General features: G+C 43.3%; 23 protein-coding genes. 7 read left to right on the top strand and 16 right to left on the bottom strand.

Features of this window, described 5'->3' with window-relative positions; translation table 11 throughout:
• The first annotated feature begins 128 nt into the window (after positions 1 to 128).
• Positions 129 to 536, top strand: a complete 408-nt coding sequence (locus EYW48_RS14615) for a flagellar basal body-associated protein FliL (protein ID WP_053311435.1) — start codon at positions 129 to 131, stop codon at positions 534 to 536.
• 50 nt (positions 537 to 586) lie between these two features.
• On the opposite strand, the gene glpG is transcribed toward EYW48_RS14615, so the two are convergent.
• From glpG to ftsY, 6 genes are all read right to left on the bottom strand, one after another.
• A complete protein-coding gene (gene glpG, locus EYW48_RS14610; RefSeq protein ID WP_176313381.1) occupies positions 587 to 1,420 on the bottom strand; it encodes a rhomboid family intramembrane serine protease GlpG in 834 nt (277 codons plus the stop codon).
• A 14-nt stretch (positions 1,421 to 1,434) separates the two neighbouring features.
• Positions 1,435 to 1,755: a thiosulfate sulfurtransferase GlpE gene (gene glpE, locus EYW48_RS14605; protein WP_053311433.1), complete on the bottom strand. Its 321-nt coding sequence runs from the start codon at positions 1,753 to 1,755 to the stop codon at positions 1,435 to 1,437.
• Positions 1,756 to 2,154: 399 nt separating this feature from the next.
• Positions 2,155 to 3,012 (bottom strand): RNA polymerase sigma factor RpoH, encoded by an 858-nt coding sequence (gene rpoH / locus EYW48_RS14600; protein ID WP_261927376.1) that lies wholly within the window; start codon positions 3,010 to 3,012, stop codon positions 2,155 to 2,157.
• Between the two features lie 175 nt (positions 3,013 to 3,187).
• Entirely contained in the window at positions 3,188 to 4,156 is a 969-nt protein-coding gene (gene ftsX, locus EYW48_RS14595; RefSeq protein WP_277432592.1) for a permease-like cell division protein FtsX, read from the bottom strand.
• Complete coding sequence (ftsE, locus tag EYW48_RS14590) at positions 4,146 to 4,820, bottom strand: cell division ATP-binding protein FtsE (protein WP_053311430.1); 675 nt, start codon at positions 4,818 to 4,820, stop codon at positions 4,146 to 4,148. The genes ftsX and ftsE overlap by 11 nt, the downstream gene beginning before the upstream one ends.
• 62 nt (positions 4,821 to 4,882) lie before the next feature.
• Positions 4,883 to 6,064 carry a signal recognition particle-docking protein FtsY gene (ftsY, locus tag EYW48_RS14585; RefSeq protein WP_171980613.1) on the bottom strand — a complete coding sequence of 394 codons (1,182 nt, stop codon included), beginning with the start codon at positions 6,062 to 6,064 and terminating at the stop codon, positions 4,883 to 4,885.
• A 206-nt stretch (positions 6,065 to 6,270) separates the two neighbouring features.
• On the opposite strand from ftsY, the gene rsmD reads away from it, so the two are divergent.
• Positions 6,271 to 6,870: a 16S rRNA (guanine(966)-N(2))-methyltransferase RsmD gene (gene rsmD, locus EYW48_RS14580; protein WP_261918234.1), complete on the top strand. Its 600-nt coding sequence runs from the start codon at positions 6,271 to 6,273 to the stop codon at positions 6,868 to 6,870.
• A complete protein-coding gene (locus EYW48_RS14575; protein WP_168523750.1) occupies positions 6,867 to 7,133 on the top strand; it encodes a DUF1145 domain-containing protein in 267 nt (88 codons plus the stop codon). The genes rsmD and EYW48_RS14575 overlap by 4 nt, the downstream gene beginning before the upstream one ends.
• Positions 7,134 to 7,219: 86 nt before the next feature.
• Here the strand turns inward: EYW48_RS14575 and EYW48_RS14570 are convergent, their stop codons facing one another.
• The 3 genes from EYW48_RS14570 to EYW48_RS14560 form a co-directional block, all read right to left on the bottom strand.
• Positions 7,220 to 7,807 carry a YhgN family NAAT transporter gene (locus EYW48_RS14570; RefSeq protein ID WP_168523752.1) on the bottom strand — a complete coding sequence of 196 codons (588 nt, stop codon included), beginning with the start codon at positions 7,805 to 7,807 and terminating at the stop codon, positions 7,220 to 7,222.
• Positions 7,808 to 7,888: 81 nt separating this feature from the next.
• Positions 7,889 to 8,512, bottom strand: a complete 624-nt coding sequence (locus EYW48_RS14565) for a lysoplasmalogenase (protein ID WP_176246093.1) — start codon at positions 8,510 to 8,512, stop codon at positions 7,889 to 7,891.
• A gap of 912 nt (positions 8,513 to 9,424) precedes the next feature.
• A complete protein-coding gene (locus EYW48_RS14560; RefSeq protein ID WP_053311424.1) occupies positions 9,425 to 9,793 on the bottom strand; it encodes a hypothetical protein in 369 nt (122 codons plus the stop codon).
• A gap of 218 nt (positions 9,794 to 10,011) precedes the next feature.
• Here EYW48_RS14560 and EYW48_RS14555 point away from each other — a divergent pair, with 218 nt between their 5' ends.
• Positions 10,012 to 10,341, top strand: coding sequence for a DUF2500 domain-containing protein (locus EYW48_RS14555; protein WP_053311423.1), 330 nt, complete (start codon positions 10,012 to 10,014; stop codon positions 10,339 to 10,341).
• Here EYW48_RS14555 and EYW48_RS14550 read toward each other — a convergent pair.
• From EYW48_RS14550 to rhtB, 7 genes are all read right to left on the bottom strand, one after another.
• On the bottom strand, positions 10,338 to 11,351 hold the full coding sequence (locus EYW48_RS14550; RefSeq protein WP_277432591.1) for an acyltransferase: 1,014 nt from the start codon (positions 11,349 to 11,351) through the stop codon (positions 10,338 to 10,340). The two genes, EYW48_RS14555 and EYW48_RS14550, sit on opposite strands and share 4 nt — an antisense overlap.
• A gap of 90 nt (positions 11,352 to 11,441) precedes the next feature.
• Positions 11,442 to 12,659 (bottom strand): organoarsenical effux MFS transporter ArsJ, encoded by a 1,218-nt coding sequence (gene arsJ, locus EYW48_RS14545; RefSeq protein ID WP_053311421.1) that lies wholly within the window; start codon positions 12,657 to 12,659, stop codon positions 11,442 to 11,444.
• 74 nt (positions 12,660 to 12,733) lie between these two features.
• Positions 12,734 to 13,228 (bottom strand): cyclin-dependent kinase inhibitor 3 family protein, encoded by a 495-nt coding sequence (locus tag EYW48_RS14540; protein ID WP_053311420.1) that lies wholly within the window; start codon positions 13,226 to 13,228, stop codon positions 12,734 to 12,736.
• A 10-nt stretch (positions 13,229 to 13,238) separates the two neighbouring features.
• Positions 13,239 to 14,240, bottom strand: a complete 1,002-nt coding sequence (locus tag EYW48_RS14535) for an ArsJ-associated glyceraldehyde-3-phosphate dehydrogenase (RefSeq protein WP_277432590.1) — start codon at positions 14,238 to 14,240, stop codon at positions 13,239 to 13,241.
• Between the two features lie 15 nt (positions 14,241 to 14,255).
• On the bottom strand, positions 14,256 to 14,591 hold the full coding sequence (locus tag EYW48_RS14530) for a metalloregulator ArsR/SmtB family transcription factor (protein WP_053311418.1): 336 nt from the start codon (positions 14,589 to 14,591) through the stop codon (positions 14,256 to 14,258).
• A gap of 92 nt (positions 14,592 to 14,683) precedes the next feature.
• Entirely contained in the window at positions 14,684 to 15,910 is a 1,227-nt protein-coding gene (locus tag EYW48_RS14525) for an EAL and HDOD domain-containing protein (protein WP_171980607.1), read from the bottom strand.
• Positions 15,911 to 15,944: 34 nt separating this feature from the next.
• Positions 15,945 to 16,562: a homoserine/homoserine lactone efflux protein gene (rhtB, locus tag EYW48_RS14520; RefSeq protein WP_277432589.1), complete on the bottom strand. Its 618-nt coding sequence runs from the start codon at positions 16,560 to 16,562 to the stop codon at positions 15,945 to 15,947.
• 72 nt (positions 16,563 to 16,634) lie between these two features.
• Here rhtB and EYW48_RS14515 point away from each other — a divergent pair, with 72 nt between their 5' ends.
• The 3 genes from EYW48_RS14515 (at position 16,635) to EYW48_RS14505 (ending at position 19,801) form a co-directional block, all read left to right on the top strand.
• A complete protein-coding gene (locus EYW48_RS14515; RefSeq protein ID WP_176246095.1) occupies positions 16,635 to 17,633 on the top strand; it encodes an alpha/beta fold hydrolase in 999 nt (332 codons plus the stop codon).
• Between the two features lie 138 nt (positions 17,634 to 17,771).
• Positions 17,772 to 18,599: a Cof-type HAD-IIB family hydrolase gene (locus EYW48_RS14510; RefSeq protein WP_053311414.1), complete on the top strand. Its 828-nt coding sequence runs from the start codon at positions 17,772 to 17,774 to the stop codon at positions 18,597 to 18,599.
• Between the two features lie 179 nt (positions 18,600 to 18,778).
• A complete protein-coding gene (locus tag EYW48_RS14505) occupies positions 18,779 to 19,801 on the top strand; it encodes a hypothetical protein (RefSeq protein WP_171980603.1) in 1,023 nt (340 codons plus the stop codon).
• Positions 19,802 to 19,803: the final 2 nt, after the last annotated feature.

Here is a 19,803-nt window from a genome sequence, read left to right as displayed (position 1 = left end):
GGGTGGAAGAAGCTGACACAGCATATTCCTAACAACGAGATAGGCATTTTGATTACAATTAGATGCTCTATTGTAACAAGACTAAAGCGATTCGAGTATCGTGAACAGAAGAAAGAAAAGATAGAAATATGCTTAAACGTTATGTAGCCCAAATAATTATCGCCATGAGCCTACTTTGTGCCCTACCCAGTAAGGCCGAAGAAGAAGGCGTACCTAAACTCGCTTACTTTACCTTGGAACCGGATCTGACAACGAACTTTTTTACCAAAGGGAAAAAACTTGGTTATATTCAAGTTCGTATCGATGTCATGGTGGCCAATAGTAAAGATTTACCCATCGTTGAACTGCATCAACCTCTTATACGTGATGCCGTAGTCGAGTTACTTGGTAAGCAGACAGAAGAAACCATCAAGTCTCTTGCTGGACGTGAAGACTTAAGAAAGTCACTGGTAGAACAATTAAATGCAGTATTGCTACCAGAAACGGGACGAACCGTTATTGCTGATTTACTGTTTACTAAATACATTTACCAATAAAGCGGCAACAGCCGCTTTATTTTTTCCACTTTGCTCACCGCTGAAAGCAACTAACGAGCGCGATAGCGAGAGGCGTCATTAAGCCCCAAAACAACACCAGCAACTAACCCTGCTAGGTGAGCACTGTTGGCTATCGCCATGAAGGGTTGTACAAAACCAAGAACTAACCACACCAACATAAAACCGATGAGCGGCTTAGGCATTTGCAAACCAACATTAGGGGCTCTCCAATCGAGCATCCATAAATATCCAACCAACGCATAAACCACACCCGATAAACCACCAAAATTGGCGCCTTCAACCCAGTACTGAGCTGCACCGGATAAGGCGGCTGATAGTAAAAATAACTGGCCTAGTTTGAAAGAGCCCAATTTCTTTTCAATATCCCCACCTAATTGCCACCACCATAACAGGTTAAAAACAATGTGCAGCACTGAGAAATGAAGCAACGCGTGACTAAACCAACGCCAAATTTGCCATTGCTGGCCAGTAACGGCAGGAAAATGTAATGCGGAAAAAACCTCATTAGCCAACCCGAACTGCTGAAGAGTAAAAATCACAAGGCAGACACTCATTACACCCAAAGTTAAAGGGCCTGCTTTTGCTTTAACCATAGCTAACATGCTCAGGGAACGGTATTGAAAATGGTTATTGCGGGTTTCAGCGACATCCCAAGAGGCAGCTTGGTATTTTTTGTTATTCGGATTTTGCAAAAATTGTGTCAGCTCAGCTTCCGTTTCAACTTGGTATTGGTCGTCTAGCAGCCATAATACAAACTGACCACTCCCCTCTGGCATCATTTGGATCTCGATACGTCGAGATGCCATGTAATCAATAAAAGCTTGCGCCATTCTGGGGTTGTTGAGAGTGATCAGCCTTAACATATATTTGTATTGTCCTAGTTGGTTACTATTGGTAAGTTGGCGCGATGCCAAGCTTCAAATCCACCATCAACACTATACACCTGTTCAAAACCTTGGTTAACCAGATACTGCGCAGCTCCTTGGCTACTAATACCGTGGTAACACATCACTAAAACTGGCTGTTCAAATTCAGTATCGTTCATGAAAGCCACCATAGTGTCATTGGTTAAGTGGAAAGCACTTTGGGCATGTGCCACTGTAAACGACTGCGTATCACGAATATCCACCAATTTTGCATTATTTTGTTCAATTAAAGCTTGTGCTCCATGAGCATCAATATGTTGAAATTTATCCATCACTTTCTCTTTCTATCCGCATTGTTTTTAGACACTCATTGTAACCTATACAATATTGATCAAGTACACAGCCTTTATAAGGTTATCCACCACTGAACACTTTATCGCCATTTGTGGATAATCTTGTGGATTACGTTGATAAAGTAGCAAAGTGAAAATTGATCCACAACATGTAGTGATGATCCTTACTTTTCTGTGTGTAACGTAATACATATCCCCAAACATAAAACGCTGTTCAAGCCTTGATTTAAACGACTTGATGACAGCTCGCAAATAATTTTGTCACAGAGTTATCCACAACTCATAACGATAAATTGTGTCACTTATTTTCGATCGGACATAAAAAAACCGAGATCATAAAGATCTCGGCCTTCAAATAACTCTTATCGCGTTAAGAAGTTAGAATTCGCCAACAGCCTCTTTCAACTTCTTCATTGCGTTCTTTTCAAGCTGACGAATACGCTCAGCTGAAACGCCATACTCTTCTGCCAACTCTTGCAGTGTCGCTTTTTGATCATCTAACCAACGCGAACGTACAATATGTTGACTCCGCTCGTCTAAGCTTGCTAATGCTAAACTTAAACGATTATTGGTGTGGTGTTCCCAATTCGCCGCTTCAACATTTTCAGCTAGATCCGAGTGCTTATCTTCAAGATAAAGCATTGGTGCACTGTAAGAAGCACCTGAGTCATCATCGTCAGCCGACATTTCAAATGTCGGATCTTGTGCGGCTAAGCGAGATTCCATTTCACGCACTTCAGCTGGAGCAACCCCTAGCTCACGAGCAACAGTTTCTACTTCACCGTTATTGAACCAACCTAAGCGTTTTTTAGACTTGCGTAGGTTAAAGAACAATTTACGCTGCGCTTTCGTTGTGGCAATTTTCACAATACGCCAATTACGTAGCACGTATTCGTGGATTTCGGCTTTGATCCAATGCACAGCAAATGAAACCAATCTCACCCCGACTTCAGGGTTGAAACGCTTCACCGCTTTCATCAAACCGATATTACCTTCTTGTACAAGATCAGCCATTGGCAGACCGTAACCAGAATAACCACGAGCAACGTGAACGACGAATCGAAGGTGCGATAAGATCAATCCTTTCGCGGCTTCAATTTCACCTTTGTAATGTAATCGCTCTGCGAGTGACTGCTCCTCTTCCTGTGTCAGCATTGGGTAGCTGTTCACTGAACGAATGTAGCTGTCTAAGCTATCTTGTGAAACGAGAGCCATTGTATACGTTTGGTTTGTCATTCAATTCCTCATCAATATCTGATCTGGAGTAATGGATGTTTTAACCCGCCAATCTTGAACCCAAAATGAACAAGAATCAAGCAGGGGGAAGCTATTATGCATAAACAAATCGTCTATACAAGCCCGCTATGCATAGCCACGTCATAGTTATTAACCATTTTTTGACCCCCTTAGCCTAAACTGGTTCAATTTCTTTTAAATGGCGCTTAGCTGAAACTTTTGCAGCAATGCAACCTAAGAAGGTGCCAAGCATAAGTAGTAATAAAGATTCATCCCAACTCAGCCCAATCAAACGAAAACGACTGTCATAAAGAAGGGCGAGATCTTCCACCGCACCGTTCAGCAGTACCGTAATGAAAGCGGTTAACAACCAAGCAGTACACGCCCCTAATAAACCAAACCACATCCCCGAGTACAGATAGGGACGTAATATGTACCCATCAGTGGCCCCAATCAGCTTCATGGTTTGGATTTCGTCTTTATTGGCCTGCACATTAAAACGCAGTGTATTACCAACAATCAAAAACACGGACCCCAACATCAAAACCGATAAGCTGGCAACAATCACTGTCGCTAAAGCACGGATTGCGTCTAACCTTGCAAGCCAGTCTTCATCTAAACGCACATCAGTTACTTCTTGTTCTGTCTGTATTTTTTTCGCCAAGGCTTTGATTTGATCTTGCTGCTCAACGTCTGGGGTAATGATCAATACGCCAGGTAAAGCGTAATCATCCAATAAGCTTATTGCCTGTTCAAAACCAGCATATTGGCTAAGGTCAGCCAGCCCTTGCTGCGAAGAAATATACTCAACACTGGCGATGTCCGTTAAGCTTTCTAGCTCATCCTTCAACACCATGATCCGAGCTTCTGGTGTGTTTTCTTGTAGATAAACACTTATTTGTGAAGGACTGGTTACATTGCTCGCAACAGAGGCAATATTTTTGCTTAATAGGTACATACATGCTGGCATTGCCAAAGCCATTGAAATTACAGCCAAGGTAAGGATATTACCGAGTGGTCGTAGCCATAATGATGAAAATGAGGCTTTAGCTTGCTTAAAATGAACCGTGAAAAAACTATCGGTTTTCACGCGTTTTGGCTCACGCACTTTCGCATTCTTCTTATTGTTTGGCTTAATTGCCATAGTCTTCTACCTCGCTTAAAAATCCTTGATTAAGCTCTAAATGACGGTATTGAGGACGTGTATTCACTAAGCTAATATCGTGTGTTGCCAAAATAATAGAGACACCAGCACGGTTAAATTCTTCAAACAGTTTAAGCACTCGATTAGAAAGTTCGGGATCTAAGTTTCCGGTCGGTTCGTCAGCGAGTAATAATGTTGGGCGGTTAACGACCGCTCTTGCGATACCAACGCGTTGCTGCTCGCCGCCAGAAAGCTGACTCGGCAAGCAACGTGCTTTGTCAAGTAAATCGGTTTTATCTAAGGCAGCCGATACGCGGCGTTTAATCTCACTTTCAGAGATCGATTCAATTCGCATTGGCAGCGCCACATTATCAAAGACAGTTCTGTCCATCAGTAAACGATGATCTTGAAACACGATCCCAATATTACGGCGTAAAAATGGAATATCTTGGTTTGGAATGCGCGTGATATCGTGGCCGTTAAAGCTTATCCGCCCATCGGTTGGACGTTCGATAGCACAAATTAGCTTCAGCAAAGTACTTTTCCCTGCGCCCGAATGACCACCTAAAAATGCCATTTCTCCACGACGTAAGTGAAAATCAACTTTTTGCAGTGCCTGACGGCCGCCGCGATACGCTTTGCTCACTTGTTGAAATCTAATCACTCGCTATTCCCCTACCAGTGCCTTATTGGTTAATGAGGTGCTCAAGGAGCACCTTAACGATCTTATTCTTCGCGGCTAAATAGCGCCTCGATAAATTGCTGCGTTTCGAATGGACGCAGATCATCGATCCCTTCTCCAACACCAATGAAGCGAATAGGAATTTCAAACTGGTTCGCTAAGGCAAAAATAACGCCACCCTTTGCGGTGCCATCAAGTTTAGTCAAAGTAATGCCTGTCACCGGAGCCACCTCACTAAATAATTTGGCTTGGCTAATGGCGTTCTGCCCAGTCGCGGCATCTAAGGTCAGCATAATTTCGTGCGGAGCGGAATCATCAATTTTCTTCATTACTCGCACAATTTTACGCAACTCTTCCATTAGGTTGCTCTTGTTTTGCAAACGACCTGCGGTATCAGCGATAACAACATCAACACCACGCGCTTTAGCAGCCTCGATCGCATCATAAATAACAGACGCACTATCTGCGCCAGTATGCTGCGCGATGACGGGAACATTATTGCGCTCACCCCACACTTGCAACTGCTCTACCGCAGCGGCGCGGAAAGTGTCTCCCGCAGCCAGCATGACTTTCTTACCTTGTGCTTGAAATTGCTTGGCAAGCTTACCGATGGTCGTCGTTTTACCGACACCATTTACCCCTACCATCAAAATGACATAGGGCGTTTTACTGCTATCAACCACCAACGGCTGCTCGACTTTAGCCAGAATATCTGCCATTTCATCTTTGAGTAAACCATACAGTGCTTCACCATCTTTTAATGCTTGGCGAGATGCTTTCTCTGTTAGGTTATTAATAATTTTAAGCGTGGTGTCCATACCCACATCGGCGATCAATAACTGCTCTTCTAGCTCTTCAAAAAGATCGTCATCAATTTTTTTGCCTTTAAAAAGGCCAAAAAAACCGGCGCCTATATTGGCTTTAGTACGAGTTAAACTGCGCTTTAAACGAGCGAAAAAGCTTTCGCTTGGCTTTTCTTGCTCTTGAACTCGAACTTCTGCTTCTGCTTCTGCTTCTGCTTCTGCTTCTGCTAAAACAGTGTCAGACTCATGCATTACCTCAGCAACGACTGTTTCTTCAATTTCTGCTGTTTCTGCATGTTCAACCACTGTTTCTTCAACTACAGATTGATCTTCAGTTTGCTCTGTTGCTGTGGTTGGTTTGCTTGATTCTTCTTCACCAAAACCTAGCCAAGAGAGTAATCCGCGTTTCTTTTTTTCCGTCATCTGGGGATATCCTAGATTTACTAAACTAACTACGACCTTTTTCTTAAAGAATTATCTCTCTTAAGAAAAAGAAAAATGACAAAGCAGTGAAAACTTTCCAATTAGCTTGGTAAACTTTGTCATTATTGAAATTCAATGGCTATGCCAACACCCATTTTGGTGGGTAGACTGGACATAGTATCACTTTATTAGCGGTCAAAAAATCTATGGTAAGACGTCGCCAGCAAAACTCATCACAAAATAAGCCATCCACCGGCTTTGTTCGCATTATTAGTGGTTTATGGAGAGGTCGTAAACTGCCAGTTCATGACGCCCAAGGACTTCGCCCAACGACTGATCGCGTCAAAGAGACGCTATTTAATTGGTTGGCACAAGAAGTTCCTGGTGCAAAATGTCTCGATTTATTTGCCGGCTCCGGTGGACTCGGGTTTGAAGCTGCATCCAGACAAGCGGAATCAGTGACACTGATTGAGCTCAATCCGACCGCTTTTAAACAAATTCAGCAAAATATCGCTGCGCTCAACGCCTCAAACGTGCACGTGGTGAATAGCGATGCGCTGACGTTTCTGCAACAAGTTGGCACACCTCAACATATCATCTTTATCGACCCTCCATTTCGCCAAGGTTTACTGAATGAAACCGTAACACTTTTGGAGCAAAACGGCTGGCTTGCAGACGATGCAATGATCTATATTGAAACTGAAAAAGAACTTCCTCTTGATGGCATCCCAAACAATTGGTGCCTACACCGTGAAAAAACGGCAGGCCAAGTGAGCTATCGACTCTTTGAAAGGACATCCGAATGAAAGTGTTACTCGTATTAGCAAAAGCGGCCATTGCTTTTGTTTGGTTTATTTTATTACTTAATATTTTTATGCCATTTCCAGGGAAAGCGGCCATTGCGCTTTATATTATGACGGCATTTTTATTCATCATGCATGGCCTGCAAATGCTGATTTTTATTGGCGCATTCGGTGACAAGATAAACATGAGCCGTTGGGAGAAATGGTCAATTCTTGTGTTTGGAGTCTTCTCACTGCTCGATATTCGCCGTAAACACATGATGTAACCCCTCGCTATAAAAAGGAAAAAGCCGCACACTGCTTGCCAGTTGTGCGGCTTTTTTCATTGGTAAATTTAACGGTATTCTTTTTCCTACATACCCATATAGCTTTTCACGCCATTGAGGAACATTTGGGTCGAAATCATTACCAACAGCAGCCCCATTAACCGCTCTACCGCTTTCAGCCCTCGCTCACCTAATACCTTATGGAAGAAGTTATAGAACATAAGAATGAGGAAGGTTCCGCCCCATGCTAGTAGTACCGCGCCAGAGAGCTCGAATAATTTATCGGGATGCTGAGTCGAGAGTAAAAGCAGCGCGGCGATAACAGAAGGCCCTGCTATCATTGGTATTGCCATCGGCACGATAAACGGCTCTTCACCCGCAGCCAAACCGGTGATGCTGCCTGCGCTTGGGAAAATCATCTTAATTGAGATGATAAATAAAATAATACCACCAGAGATGCTCAAGGTTTCGGGTTGCACGTGCAAAAAGCCCATAATGCTTTTCCCAGCAAAGAGAAACAGCATCAAAATAATCAGCGCAAAGAAAAGCTCACGAATTAGGACTACTCGACGGCGCTTCGGATCAAGATGCTTCAATATCGATAGCATGATCGGCAAATTGCCAAGTGGGTCCATGATTAAAAATAGCATGGTTGCAGCCGATAGAATTTCCATCTCGCACAACTCTCATTAGTTCAAAGTTGGCGCAGTATATCAGCCTAATTTACAGATTTCGATGCTAGTCACAGCCAGCGTTTATAAAACCACAGATGCGGTGATCAAAGCTTGAGCCAACAGATAGCTGCCCGAAATTAAATAGCGGCCAAATGGAAGAGGACGACGGTAATCATGAATAGCTAACAAAAGAGCTGACAGTATTAGCACTAAGCTACCCACAAATCCGCACAAAGCCCCCATGGTATGAGTTTGTAACCATAGCTCACCGGAAGCCCACGCCAATTGGATTAACATCAACCCCATAATAGCAACGGGAAAAATTAATGTATCAATTTGGGGAAGTAGCAGGAAAAAGGCGACGATACTGGCTGCAATCAGTAATGCGGGTAACCACCACACCATCGCCCCTGAGAGTTGCAACCAAAATGCCTTGCTGTACATCAGCTGCGCTAAAAGAAAGCTAGTAAAACACACTCTTGGGTAGCGCTGTAGTACGTGCAAACTATCAGCGAAGGCGGATACGCATAAACCGAGGCTAATCCATAACATCGGAGAAGATAACTGATTTGTTTGGCTCAATAAGATAACAACCAACAGCAACATACTGAATGTTTTAAACATTACTGCTTGTTTTATGTTGTTACTTTCAAGTGCAGAAATACTGATGAATCCTGACAAAGCAACGGAGAGCCAGCTCCACATGTCATTACCCCTTTATGAATCTGCCGCCAGTGTAGGGATGTGGTCGTTGAAGTCCAGCATATGACTACAAAAGTTGGATCTTGATAGCGAATCCACGGATTCACTTCGCGTTGTTTAAAACAGATAAATAATAAGCCACCGACTAATACTTATCCAACAACATACACTTTTGCAGTCCAGCACCACCCCACCATAGAAAACACTGTTTTTTATTGAATTTAAAAAGAAACACCAACCAAAAAACGCACATATCACTGACCATAATTTTTAAATTAGAAATAAAAAATCAAATAAAAACATATAACTATAAAAAACAAGCCATCATAAAACCACACAACCCAACCAGAAGCAAAATCAAAGCGATAATCATGAGATTAATATCAATAAATACCGTACTAACCAGATAGCAATACATCCACCACTAAAAAACCATTCATTTTTTCTCAGAAAATGAGAATTCACCAAACTTTGACAGAGTGAGATCACCCAAGCACCAAAACCAGAAAAAACCATACCAATAACAATAATTCAAACTTTAAAAATCAATAAAAAACAACAAGATAAAAACATAAAAGGTTAAATAAAACCCAACAAGCACACTATACAACCACTTCAAAAACATAACTAAACATAGCCAATATAGGTCAATACAAGCCACTTTTAGTTATATTTTTAGATACTTCATCAAATTGATGTTGATCAAGCCACTAAAGTAGTGCTATTGTAAAAGACATAAGATGAATTCACTAATTTAAAGGAGCAGTGTTATGATTTCTTCATCTCAAAAACAGGGACTTGTAATGATCGCAGTTATCGTTGGACTAATGACACTGCCGATGATGTACTAAGTACTGAATACAAAAAATGGGGATGCACATGCATCCCCATTTTTTTATCAAATTTTTAACTATCTCATTGTAAATGTTTAGATAAAACTTCCCAATGCATGTAGTAAAACGCCAATGCAGCAAGTGTAATCAGAGTCATCAATGAAATCGCAACACGCCAAATAAAACGGCCACTCCGCGGGGTCAACTCCTTCTCACACTCTCCACAAACATTCAAAAACTCTTTACGATTATCTAATTGGTACCCCTCTTCGTGTACCACCTTATTACGAATTGTCGCAATATAACGCAGCTTACTAATCACATCGTGTGGTAAGCGCTCTTCACAACTAGTGATCAACTGGTGAAGGCCTTTACCGTTGGCGTGATACTGCTCTCTTAGTAAGGTTTCTAATTTACGCGTTCGCAGTACAACTTGTTCAATATCAGACATGACCGCCCTCCTTTGCCAATCATAGTGGAGCTTAACTATCTGTATCATACTTTTTCGAAGGGTTATGACTTATTTTAGTTGGCTAACCTGCCAATAAAGTGTGATATCAGCCGAAAAAAAATTCTCTAAACAATTCTAGATCACGCTTTGCTGAGACTTATAACTCTTTAATATATGTTGCTCGTTAAAATAGTGACTTCATCCCTAAGGAGTGCATCATGCCATTTTTCTTGATCATCACAGTAGCTTTACTGGCCATTGCAGCAGCTTGGGCATTTAACCATTTTTATCGTCGTCACATGCAAGGTGAAAATGCTCCCGAGCGTACAGCCAATGTCACCATAATCGACAAACAATCCATTGCTATTCCCCATCCTCGCCCCGGTGAAGAAGACCAAGAGTTCTGGATTTATGTCCAGAAAGGCAAAATAGGCCCTAAACGAGAATTCCAAGTTGGCGTACATTATTACCATGCATTAAACCCAGGCGACCAAGGGACGCTGACCTATTGCGGTCATAAATTTCTACACTTTGCTCTCAAACGCTAAGGGAGTAGCCAGCGCGTTTTAGCCGAACGGGAAACAAGCCAGCTGACAGCGAGTGATCCCGCACCACTGACGATAATCCACAACGGAATAACCCAAGCTGGATGCCCTTGATCCCATCCATATGCTTTCACGGGCCATAAGAAAATCGGATGTAAAATATAAATGCCCAAGCTGTATTGACTAATAAAACTCACCACTTGGTTTATACGGGCAGATAACCCCTCACCAAAATAACGGCACAGCATAAAGACCATGCTGGCAGCTAACACCACATTTAGCGTTTTATAAGAAAGCCAGCGTCCTATCGTATACTCACCAGCCGCAATACTATGGCTCGTCACCATCCATATCGTCGTAAATAGAGCAATGCCTCCAAGTAGCGTGGCCGTTGTAACCGATAGACGATTTAACGGCACTTTTTGATAAAGGATATAACCTAAAGGCAAGTAACCAGAAAATAACCACAGTTCATGACTCCAGGGGCCATCAATCCCGAACAGAAATAAGGTGGTCGTAAGTAACCATACACCGACCAACGCATACAAGGCTTTATCATCTACTCGTCTCACCAAGACTTGCAGAAATGGAATCACAAAATAGAGCGGAATAAAGTAGTAGAAAAAGCCAAGATGGTAGTAAGTCGCATGCTCTGGGCTATGGATCAATACATCTTTCACCACTTGAGCATTAAACCCGTCAGCACTCCAGCCGGACAAATAAGCGTAAAACAACGACCAAATTAAAAATGGCAGTAACACTTTGCCTAAACGTCGCTTTACATAATATTTCGCATCAAAAGGGCGTCGATCACTGAGCATTAATGCACCGGAAATAAGAATGAATACCGGAACAGCCCAACGGCTAACGCTATTAACAGTAATCGCGGTCAGCCACTGCTCAAAAGGAATATCACCAAATTGCTGACGATAAGGAGCCAGAACATGAATGCCAATAACAGCAACCGCTGCCACACAACGGAGAAGATCAAAAAAGAGGACACGCTGTCTCATAAGCTACTCATTTGAAAAGAAACTTGTCTGACTATAGCAATAAAAATAAAGACGCAGCGAAGCACTGCGTCAAATTTAAGTTAAAAAGTATTAAACCGTTTGTAATGAAGCTTTAGGTAATTTGAAAGAAATTAAGGTCGTGATGGCAAGAAAAGCAAATGATACCCATAAACACGCCGCCAACCCAGCCACTTGAAACACGTAGCCTGAAAGAATAGTGCCAATTAGGCGCCCCATGGCATTGGCCATGTAATAGAATCCAACATCCAGTGACACGCCATCACCTTTGGCATAACTGACAATCAAATAAGAGTGGAGCGAAGAGTTAACCGCAAAAACAGCACCAAACAACATCAGCCCGATGACAATCACCCACTGCGGCTGCCAACCTATTTGCACACAATAGGCAATCAAAGCTGTGATTACGGCAAGTAAACCAACCCACCCAACAGCCGCGCTGCCGTCCGGTACTTTTCCTTGCGCTTTTCCTGTTATGCGCGGTGCAATACTTTGTACCATACCGTAACCAATTACCCACGCAGCAAGAAAGCCACCTACCCACAAATGGTCCCAACCAAACACAGTGCCAAGATAAACAGGCAAAGCCACCACAAACCAAACATCACGAGCACCAAATAAGAATAAGCGCGCCGCAGATAAAATATTTACTGAGTCTGATTTAGAAAAAAGCTGGCTAAATTTTGGTTTGTTTTTCGCTTTGCCAAGATCGGTATCGAGTCCAATTAAACTACCAATCAACACCAAACCAAGCATACTAGCCATTAAAATCACTGAATATTGGAAGCCAAACAAAGACAGCAGTACTCCACCAAGGAAGAAACCAACCCCTTTCAACGCATTTTTAGAGCCAGTTAGGATGGCGACCCATTTATATAATGCGCCTTGCTGATCATCAGGCACCAACGTTTTGATGGCACTTTTGGCACTCATTTTGTTGAGATCTTTCGCAATGCCTGAGAGTGCTTGCGCCGCCATTACCCACACAATGGTTAACCACTCATTGGGAACCGCCAGCATACTCAACGCAACAATCTGCATCAGCAAACCGATGTTCATGGTTTTATTCAAGCCTAAACGTGCTCCTAGCCAACCACCGATCAAGTTAGTCACAACACCAAAAAACTCATAAAACAGAAACAGAGAAGCGATGGCGAGTGTGCCGTAACCCAAGTCGTGAAAATACAGCACCACCAGCATGCGTAAAGCACCATCTGTTAGTGTGAAGTTCCAATAATTAAACGTCACTAAAATGTATTGTCGGATACTTTTTTCCAATGTTGAAAACATAAGATAGCCACTGTAAGCATTGAAAGGAGAGGTTAATGAGCTTTGAGAACATCATAGTCCCAAAGCTCATCATATTAGGCAGATTGAGCAACAGCCTGGATATAGTCACATTGAACTGGCTTGGTAAAAGCCCCCGGACGCAGCACTTGAACACGTTCAATGATCGTATTGATATCCCAACCACGATCTAACAAAAGATGAGCAGCGAGTAACCCAGTTCGACCAGAGCCTCCCATGCAGTGCAGCGCAATTTTTTGCTTGTTGTCCAACAGTGACTGCAATTGTGGTCCAATGCTTGCCCATTGAGAGGCAAAGTCAGCATCAGGGGCACAATCATCTTCAATAGGTAAATGGAACCACTGCATATCAAGCGCTTGGGTCATTTCACCTAGCGCTAGCACGCCTTTCTCTTGCATTTCACTAGTATTGATTGCCGTAACAAGCGCGGCTACCCCTTGCGCTTTTAGCTGACGCAGTGATGTTTCCAAGCTTACGCCCTTCGTGCCCGGACATGGTGTAAGGATTAATGCCGCTTCATCAACCGCTAATTCCCAAGTTGGATGTGTCATTTCTAGCTCCCTATACCAAGCCAACATTACGGACCAGCTCTGCGGTGCGCGTTGCGTAGCCCATTTCATTGTCATACCACGCGTAGATCTTCACCATGCGTTTACCGACCACCATCGTTGACAGTGCATCGACAATGGTTGAGCGTTGATCGCCTTTATAGTCAATCGACACTAATGGACGTTCTTCATAACCAAGAATACCTTGCAGTTCACCTTGTGCTGCTACTTTCAGCAGTGCATTGACTTCTTGCGCTGTGGTGTCTCTTTTGACATCAAAGATAATATCGGTCAACGAGGCATTCGCCAGCGGCACACGTACCGCGTGACCATTAATTTTTCCTTCCAGTTCTGGAAATATTTCGACAATGGCAGTCGCGCTGCCTGTGGTAGTCGGAATTAAACTGGTACCACAAGCTCGAGCGCGGCGTAAATCTTTATGCGGCGCATCCAAAATAGTTTGCGTGTTGGTTAGGTTATGAATAGTCGTAAATGAAGATTGCTCAATGCCTAGTTGCTCATGAATCACTTTAACAATCGGGGCAATACAATTCGTTGTGCAAGAAGCCGCCGTGACAATACGATGCAGCTGTGGATCAAAAATATGGTCATTGACCCCGACAACAATATTGGCAATACCCTCTTCTTTAACAGGCGCAGAAACGACCACTCGCTTTACTCCCTGCTCAAGATACTGATTCAAAAAAGAGCGGCTACGGTGCACGCCTGTCGCCTCAATAACGACATCACATCCTGACCAATCAACACTGGCAATTTCACGCTCTTGAGTCGTTTTAATGCGTTGACCATTGATGATAATCATCTCTTCTTCTGCACTAACCGCATGCTGCCAACGCCCTTGTACAGAGTCAAATTCGAGCAAATGAGCCAAGGTCTTAGCATCACCAGCGACATCGTTGATCTGTACAAATTCTATTTCTGACCAATCAAACGCGGCGCGCATTGCCAAACGACCGATACGGCCGAATCCATTAATTCCTACTTTAATCGTCATGATTATCTCTCTTGTTCAGGCACATGGGCGCTGAGTTTCTGTCTGTAAACGTTGGCTGTCAGCAGCATATTGCTGCTGCAGACAATTTGAATTTTTAAGTCCTTCAATTACTTTACGCAACCAACCAGGTAATTGATTGGATACTTGGTAATAGACCCACTGCCCATGGCGCTCATCCACCAGCACCCCAGATTGACGAAGTAGGGCTAAGTGGCGTGATATCTTCGGTTGGCTTTGTTGCAGGGCGCCCGTTAACTCGCACACACATAAGCGTCCTTCACGGGCAATAAGCAACAAGCACCGCAGGCGGGTTTCATCGGACAACATTTTAAAAAACTGATGAGGCAACATATTTCAATCTCACACATACGCATATCCATATATATTAGAAATAAAAAAACACGCGTCAAGGCGCGTGCTCTTCATGTCATAAAAAATTCACGTTAAATTAAGCGATTCACATCTTGGCTCCAACGCAACGCGGCAGATAATTCGTCACTGACAACGCCTAACTCCAAACCAAGCGCATCACAACGCGCTTCCACACCTTGCCAATCGGCTTGTTCAAAGCACTCTTCTAGCGCTAACAGCTCACCAATAGGACCTTCACGCCTTTGCAGGGCTATTTTCACCGCGTCAGAAAGCGGTAATTGTTCGACAAGCTCTTCAATAGAGATATCTAACAGAGCATCCAGTACTGAAAAAAGACCAATCAAAAAAGCCTGTTCACGGTATTCGTATAGCGAGTGATGGCTTGCCATTAACTGACAAAACTGAGCTCGCTGCAACGATAAGTTATACAACTCTTTCGGCTTCTTGGATGAAACGAACGAAGCCACGGCCAATGAAACAAACGTTTTCAACCGGTCTTGACCAAGGTAAACCAGAGCCTGACGAAAAGAGGAAATCGGCATCGAGAGGCGATCCGACATGGTATTAACAAATCTGAGCAGTTTGTATGACAACGCAACATCTTGCGACATAATGCACTCAATTCGCTCAAAATCGACGTCAGGTTTACACACTTCACGAAACAGCTCTAACGCGATAATTTGCTCGGGGCTAACGTAGCGTTGCTTAATGATCTGTGGCTTACTGAAAAAATAGCCTTGGAAAAAAGTAAACCCAGCGGAGCGCGTAACATTAAATTCATGCTCAGTTTCTACTCGCTCTGCCAAAAAACGTCGCTTACTTCCCTCTGCAATCCGCTTACGAACAAATTCGCACGCTTCTTCCAAGCCCAGCGCCATAATATCGAGTTTAACGATGTGCACATAAGGTAGGAATCGTTCCCATTCATGCGAATACACAAAATCATCCAACGCCACAATATAACCGCGCTTATAAAGATCTTTAATCACATCCAATAACTCATCACTTGGAGCACAAGTTTCCAACACTTCAACCACGATTTGATCTCTTGGCAAGGTCAGTGGCAGACGACGAATTAAACTCTTATAGGGGAAATTGATGAAACAACGCGATTTGGCAATTGCAGGATTCATCCCAACAGAGAGGAAGTTTTCAACAATCAGACGATAAGTGGCACGATTTGACTCAATATGAGCAGGGAAAGCATTATTTTCTCCGTCTCGAAATAGGAGTTCATAACCAAGCGTGTGTTGCTTCGCGTTGAGAATCGGTTGTCGAGCTACGTAGGTATAATACATCTAACTAACGACGACTTGAGTAAGTAGCAACACGTTAAGACTTCGCTGCAGCAAGTAACGCACCGCACCCAACAAACATTGACCCGAACACTTTATTGATTTTACTCATAACGCGATCAGAACGAATAAAACGTCCCATCTGAGCCGCTAATGAGGTGTAACCCAACATCACGATAGAATCAATCACTACGGTGGTAACACCCAATGCAAGTAGCTGAGTCAGTTGATCTTTGCTTGGGTCAATAAATTGAGGAAAAAGTGCCACTAAAAAGACAATCGATTTGGGATTGGTCAAGTTAATCAATACCGCACGACGCAATAAGGAGCCACTCGACAGTGCTTGTTCGGCAGCACTGGTCACTAAACTGGAATGATCTCGCCATTTTTGGATACCAAGCCAAACCAAATAAGCCACACCAACCCACTTGATGATGCTAAATGCCAACGCTGATTGTGCTACTAACGCACCGATTCCCGCGCCAACCAAAATAATATGGAACGCTAGCCCTATCTGCAAACCAACAATCGCCGCCAGAGATTTGCGAGTACCATAACTAAGCCCGTTGCTAATGGAATTGACTGTGCCCGAACCGGGCGCCAAACTAAACACAATCGCGGTCAGCACATAGGCGAACCAAACATGAGTATCCATTGCAATTCCTCTCGACTAGACTAATCTAGCGTAAACAAATTATCCCTCGGATCTGTCCAATAAAGAATATCTATGAATCAGACGAGTCAAAACACTCCACGTTATACTCAAGAGTCATCTTTTGAGCAAGTGATCAATACCACGATTGCCGATTTCTGGCATTCTAAAGAAGAAAATTTCATCAAATCTTTCGATAAAACAAAAATTTATTGCTGCAAGCTCACCTCATCCGAACACTCTAAAGCGATTGTGGTAGTGAACGGCAGAATTGAGTCATGTTGGAAGTATCAAGAGCTGTTTTATGACCTTTTCCAACAAGGGTACGACATTTATTCCTTTGACCATCGTGGTCAAGGGCTTTCTCAACGCCTAATCGACAACCCACAAATGGGCTATGTCGAGGAATTCGATGACTATGTCCAAGACTTGCACCATCTGATCCAATATTTTGATCTTAGCCGTTATTCGCATCGTTTTATTGTAGCTCATTCCATGGGGGGAGCCGTCGCAACACGATATGTGCAAACACATCCCGAGCATAATTTCGACGCCATGGCTCTCAGCGCCCCGATGTTTGGCGTCAATATGCCTTGGCAGTTACGCCCAGTGGCGATGCAACTGAGCCAAGTGTTAACAGCAATCTACTCGAAACCAACCTACGCTCCAGGTTATCAGGCTTATACCCCGAAACCTTTCGAAATGAACCCTTTAACGCAAAGTGAAGTACGCTACCGTTGGTTTAGAGAGCTGTATGAACACAAACCAGAGCTGAAAATCGGTGGCCCAACGACGCGCTGGGTATGGCAAGGATTGATGGCTGTCAAACAATGCCAGTTACTCACTCGACAAGTAAAACTACCGACTTTAATTCTACAAGCTGGGCAAGACACCATAGTCAGTAATGCCGATCAAATTCGCTTTGCGACTAAATTGGCAAAAACCAACCCAGATAGCCAATTAGTTACCATTAATGAGGCTAAACATGAGCTACTTTTTGAGAAAGATGACTACAGAAACCAGGCTCTTGATGCAATATTTGAACTGTTTCAGCAGATAGAAAGCAAAGCCTAAATGGTGGGGGAAATGGGGAAATTTCAATTTGCAGTTTTACCCTCTTTTTCCTCTTTAATATGGCGTAGACTAGGCAACCTAAAGGTTTGTTCATGACCAGAGCGAACAAACCCAAATAACCATGATAATGAGGGTTTTATGACCACCGAACGCAAAGATAACGCTATTCACATTGTCGCTTCCGATCTCGACGGGACTCTGCTTGCCCCAAATCATCAGTTGAGCGACTTTACAAAGCAAACACTGAAAGAGCTGCACCAAAAAGGCTTTACCTTTATCTTTGCAACCGGTCGTCACCACGTGGATGTAGCAGGTATTCGTCAGTTAGCGGGCATCCCCGCTTATATGATCACCTCAAATGGTGCTCGCGTGCATGACCAAAACGACAACTTAATGTACAGCAAGAATGTTCCACAAGATCTCGTTCAAGCGATAATTGACGTTGTTAAACAAGACTCACAAATCTATGTCCATATCTATCGAAATGAATCTTGGCTATTGAATAAAGAAGACGAAACCCTGCGTAATTTCCATAAAGAGAGTGGTTTTAACTATCAAGTATTTGATATAGACCATGCTCCAACCGATGGCATTGCGAAAATTTTCTTTACACACCCAAGCAAAGATCATGAGCTACTCACTCAATTTGAAGACCGTCTGAACGAAAAATTTGGTGATAAGCTCAACGTTGCTTTCTCAACCCCTTGGTGCTTGGAAGTCATGGCGGCCGAAGTGTCAAAAGGTGATGCGCTTAAAGTGGTAGCTGAATCGCTTGGTTGTACCCTCGACAACTGCATCGCTTTTGGCGACGGCATGAATGATGTCGAAATGCTATCCATGGCAGGTAAAGGGTTAGTGATGAATACATCGCATCCAAAAGTGATGAAAGCATTGCCAAACAATACCGTTATTGGCAGTAACGCTGAAGATGCTGTCGCTCATTATCTGCGTGAACATTTATTCTAGTCATCAACGTTTGCATGCCCTCTAGAGTACGCCGCTTGAAGCCCACTACGTAGTAGCGAATATCAACCAAAACCAAGGTTTTGTTCGCTGACTGTTAATTAACGTGGGCTTAAGTTCAGTTCTAAGCACCCAATGTGCCATAATATTGTCCTATCTGTTTGTCTTAAGGACGGTATTCAATGAAGGCGTTTAACACCCCTATCCTATTATTGTCAGCTCTAGCACTGCAGGCTTGCTCAATGCAACAAGCTTCTGTTGAAGCAACAACCAGCGCGACACTCGACAAGCCAAGCACTATAACACCACAAACCTTTGTGATGCGTGGTGAAATCGTGGTCGGTCATGAAGCCCGAACGTTTACACCTTGCGGCAGCAACCAACAGTATTGGTTGGCTTTAACCCCAGAGCAAGCTAAACAAGCCTTACTATTATCTCGTTCACCCTACCAACCAATGTACGGTGAAGTTGTAGGTTATTTAGCAGCCCCAAAGCAAATAGGATTAGATGCTGACTACAATGCACGCTTAGAAGTAAAGAGCATTAATCTACTCAGTGCTGAAAATCCTAAACGTTGCAACCAACCACTCAAACCAACGCGAGCTTTCGGTAATGAGCCATCATGGTCTGCTAGCTTTGATAGTAATACCGTTATTTTTCAAACCATTAGTGGTGAAAAACAGCAGTTGCCGATCACTCAACGCCAACTATCTGCACAACAACGTGACTACCAGTTTGAAAATGGCTCACTGCAACTTAAGCAACAAGCTTGTAACGATGGGATGAGTGATAGTTTTTATGGATGGCGTTCTAGCTTAACTCTGGACGGCAAAACCTATAAAGGCTGTGCGACGTTAGGCAATAGCGACCCAACTCTGCAATGGGTTGGTGTTTACCAAGCCGCGTCAACGCAAAACAATAACTTTAGCGTAAGCTTACAGCTAAATGCTGACCATTCGGCAACCACCAGCTACGACTACAACAATGGTGACCCATCTATGGTTGAAAAAGGATTCTGGCAGCAGCTTAATGATAAACAAGTGCACGTTGTGATGACTCGTCATCAGCGGCAATACCTGCTTGCGGAACGCATTTTCACTCGTAATGGCAATCAGATCCAAGCAGAAAAAGAAAAGGTGGGCGACATTATTTACCCCATCAGTAATGGTGGATTAACGCTGTTTACTGAAGATCTAGCGCAGTAATC

This window comes from Vibrio sp. 1180_3, assembly GCF_029478545.1.
GTDB lineage: Bacteria > Pseudomonadota > Gammaproteobacteria > Enterobacterales > Vibrionaceae > Vibrio > Vibrio aestuarianus.
Note: the sequence above shows the minus strand (reverse complement) of the source record. Positions and strands in the feature narration are given on the sequence as shown.

Bases quoted from the DNA above. Each gene is read 5' to 3' on its own strand.
- EYW48_RS14615 (WP_053311435.1), top strand. From the start codon at position 129: ATGCTTAAACGTTATGTAGCCCAAATAATTATCGCCATGAGCCTACTT.
- glpG (WP_176313381.1), bottom strand. From the start codon at position 1,420: ATGTTAAGGCTGATCACTCTCAACAACCCCAGAATGGCGCAAGCTTTT.
- glpE (WP_053311433.1), bottom strand. From the start codon at position 1,755: ATGGATAAATTTCAACATATTGATGCTCATGGAGCACAAGCTTTAATT.
- rpoH (WP_261927376.1), bottom strand. From the start codon at position 3,012: ATGACAAACCAAACGTATACAATGGCTCTCGTTTCACAAGATAGCTTA.
- ftsX (WP_277432592.1), bottom strand. From the start codon at position 4,156: ATGGCAATTAAGCCAAACAATAAGAAGAATGCGAAAGTGCGTGAGCCA.
- ftsY (WP_171980613.1), bottom strand. From the start codon at position 6,064: ATGACGGAAAAAAAGAAACGCGGATTACTCTCTTGGCTAGGTTTTGGT.
- rsmD (WP_261918234.1), top strand. From the start codon at position 6,271: ATGGTAAGACGTCGCCAGCAAAACTCATCACAAAATAAGCCATCCACC.
- EYW48_RS14575 (WP_168523750.1), top strand. From the start codon at position 6,867: ATGAAAGTGTTACTCGTATTAGCAAAAGCGGCCATTGCTTTTGTTTGG.
- EYW48_RS14570 (WP_168523752.1), bottom strand. From the start codon at position 7,807: ATGGAAATTCTATCGGCTGCAACCATGCTATTTTTAATCATGGACCCA.
- EYW48_RS14565 (WP_176246093.1), bottom strand. From the start codon at position 8,512: ATGTGGAGCTGGCTCTCCGTTGCTTTGTCAGGATTCATCAGTATTTCT.
- EYW48_RS14560 (WP_053311424.1), bottom strand. From the start codon at position 9,793: ATGTCTGATATTGAACAAGTTGTACTGCGAACGCGTAAATTAGAAACC.
- EYW48_RS14555 (WP_053311423.1), top strand. From the start codon at position 10,012: ATGCCATTTTTCTTGATCATCACAGTAGCTTTACTGGCCATTGCAGCA.
- EYW48_RS14550 (WP_277432591.1), bottom strand. From the start codon at position 11,351: ATGAGACAGCGTGTCCTCTTTTTTGATCTTCTCCGTTGTGTGGCAGCG.
- arsJ (WP_053311421.1), bottom strand. From the start codon at position 12,659: ATGTTTTCAACATTGGAAAAAAGTATCCGACAATACATTTTAGTGACG.
- EYW48_RS14540 (WP_053311420.1), bottom strand. From the start codon at position 13,228: ATGACACATCCAACTTGGGAATTAGCGGTTGATGAAGCGGCATTAATC.
- EYW48_RS14535 (WP_277432590.1), bottom strand. From the start codon at position 14,240: ATGACGATTAAAGTAGGAATTAATGGATTCGGCCGTATCGGTCGTTTG.
- EYW48_RS14530 (WP_053311418.1), bottom strand. From the start codon at position 14,591: ATGTTGCCTCATCAGTTTTTTAAAATGTTGTCCGATGAAACCCGCCTG.
- EYW48_RS14525 (WP_171980607.1), bottom strand. From the start codon at position 15,910: ATGTATTATACCTACGTAGCTCGACAACCGATTCTCAACGCGAAGCAA.
- rhtB (WP_277432589.1), bottom strand. From the start codon at position 16,562: ATGGATACTCATGTTTGGTTCGCCTATGTGCTGACCGCGATTGTGTTT.
- EYW48_RS14515 (WP_176246095.1), top strand. From the start codon at position 16,635: ATGAATCAGACGAGTCAAAACACTCCACGTTATACTCAAGAGTCATCT.
- EYW48_RS14510 (WP_053311414.1), top strand. From the start codon at position 17,772: ATGACCACCGAACGCAAAGATAACGCTATTCACATTGTCGCTTCCGAT.
- EYW48_RS14505 (WP_171980603.1), top strand. From the start codon at position 18,779: ATGAAGGCGTTTAACACCCCTATCCTATTATTGTCAGCTCTAGCACTG.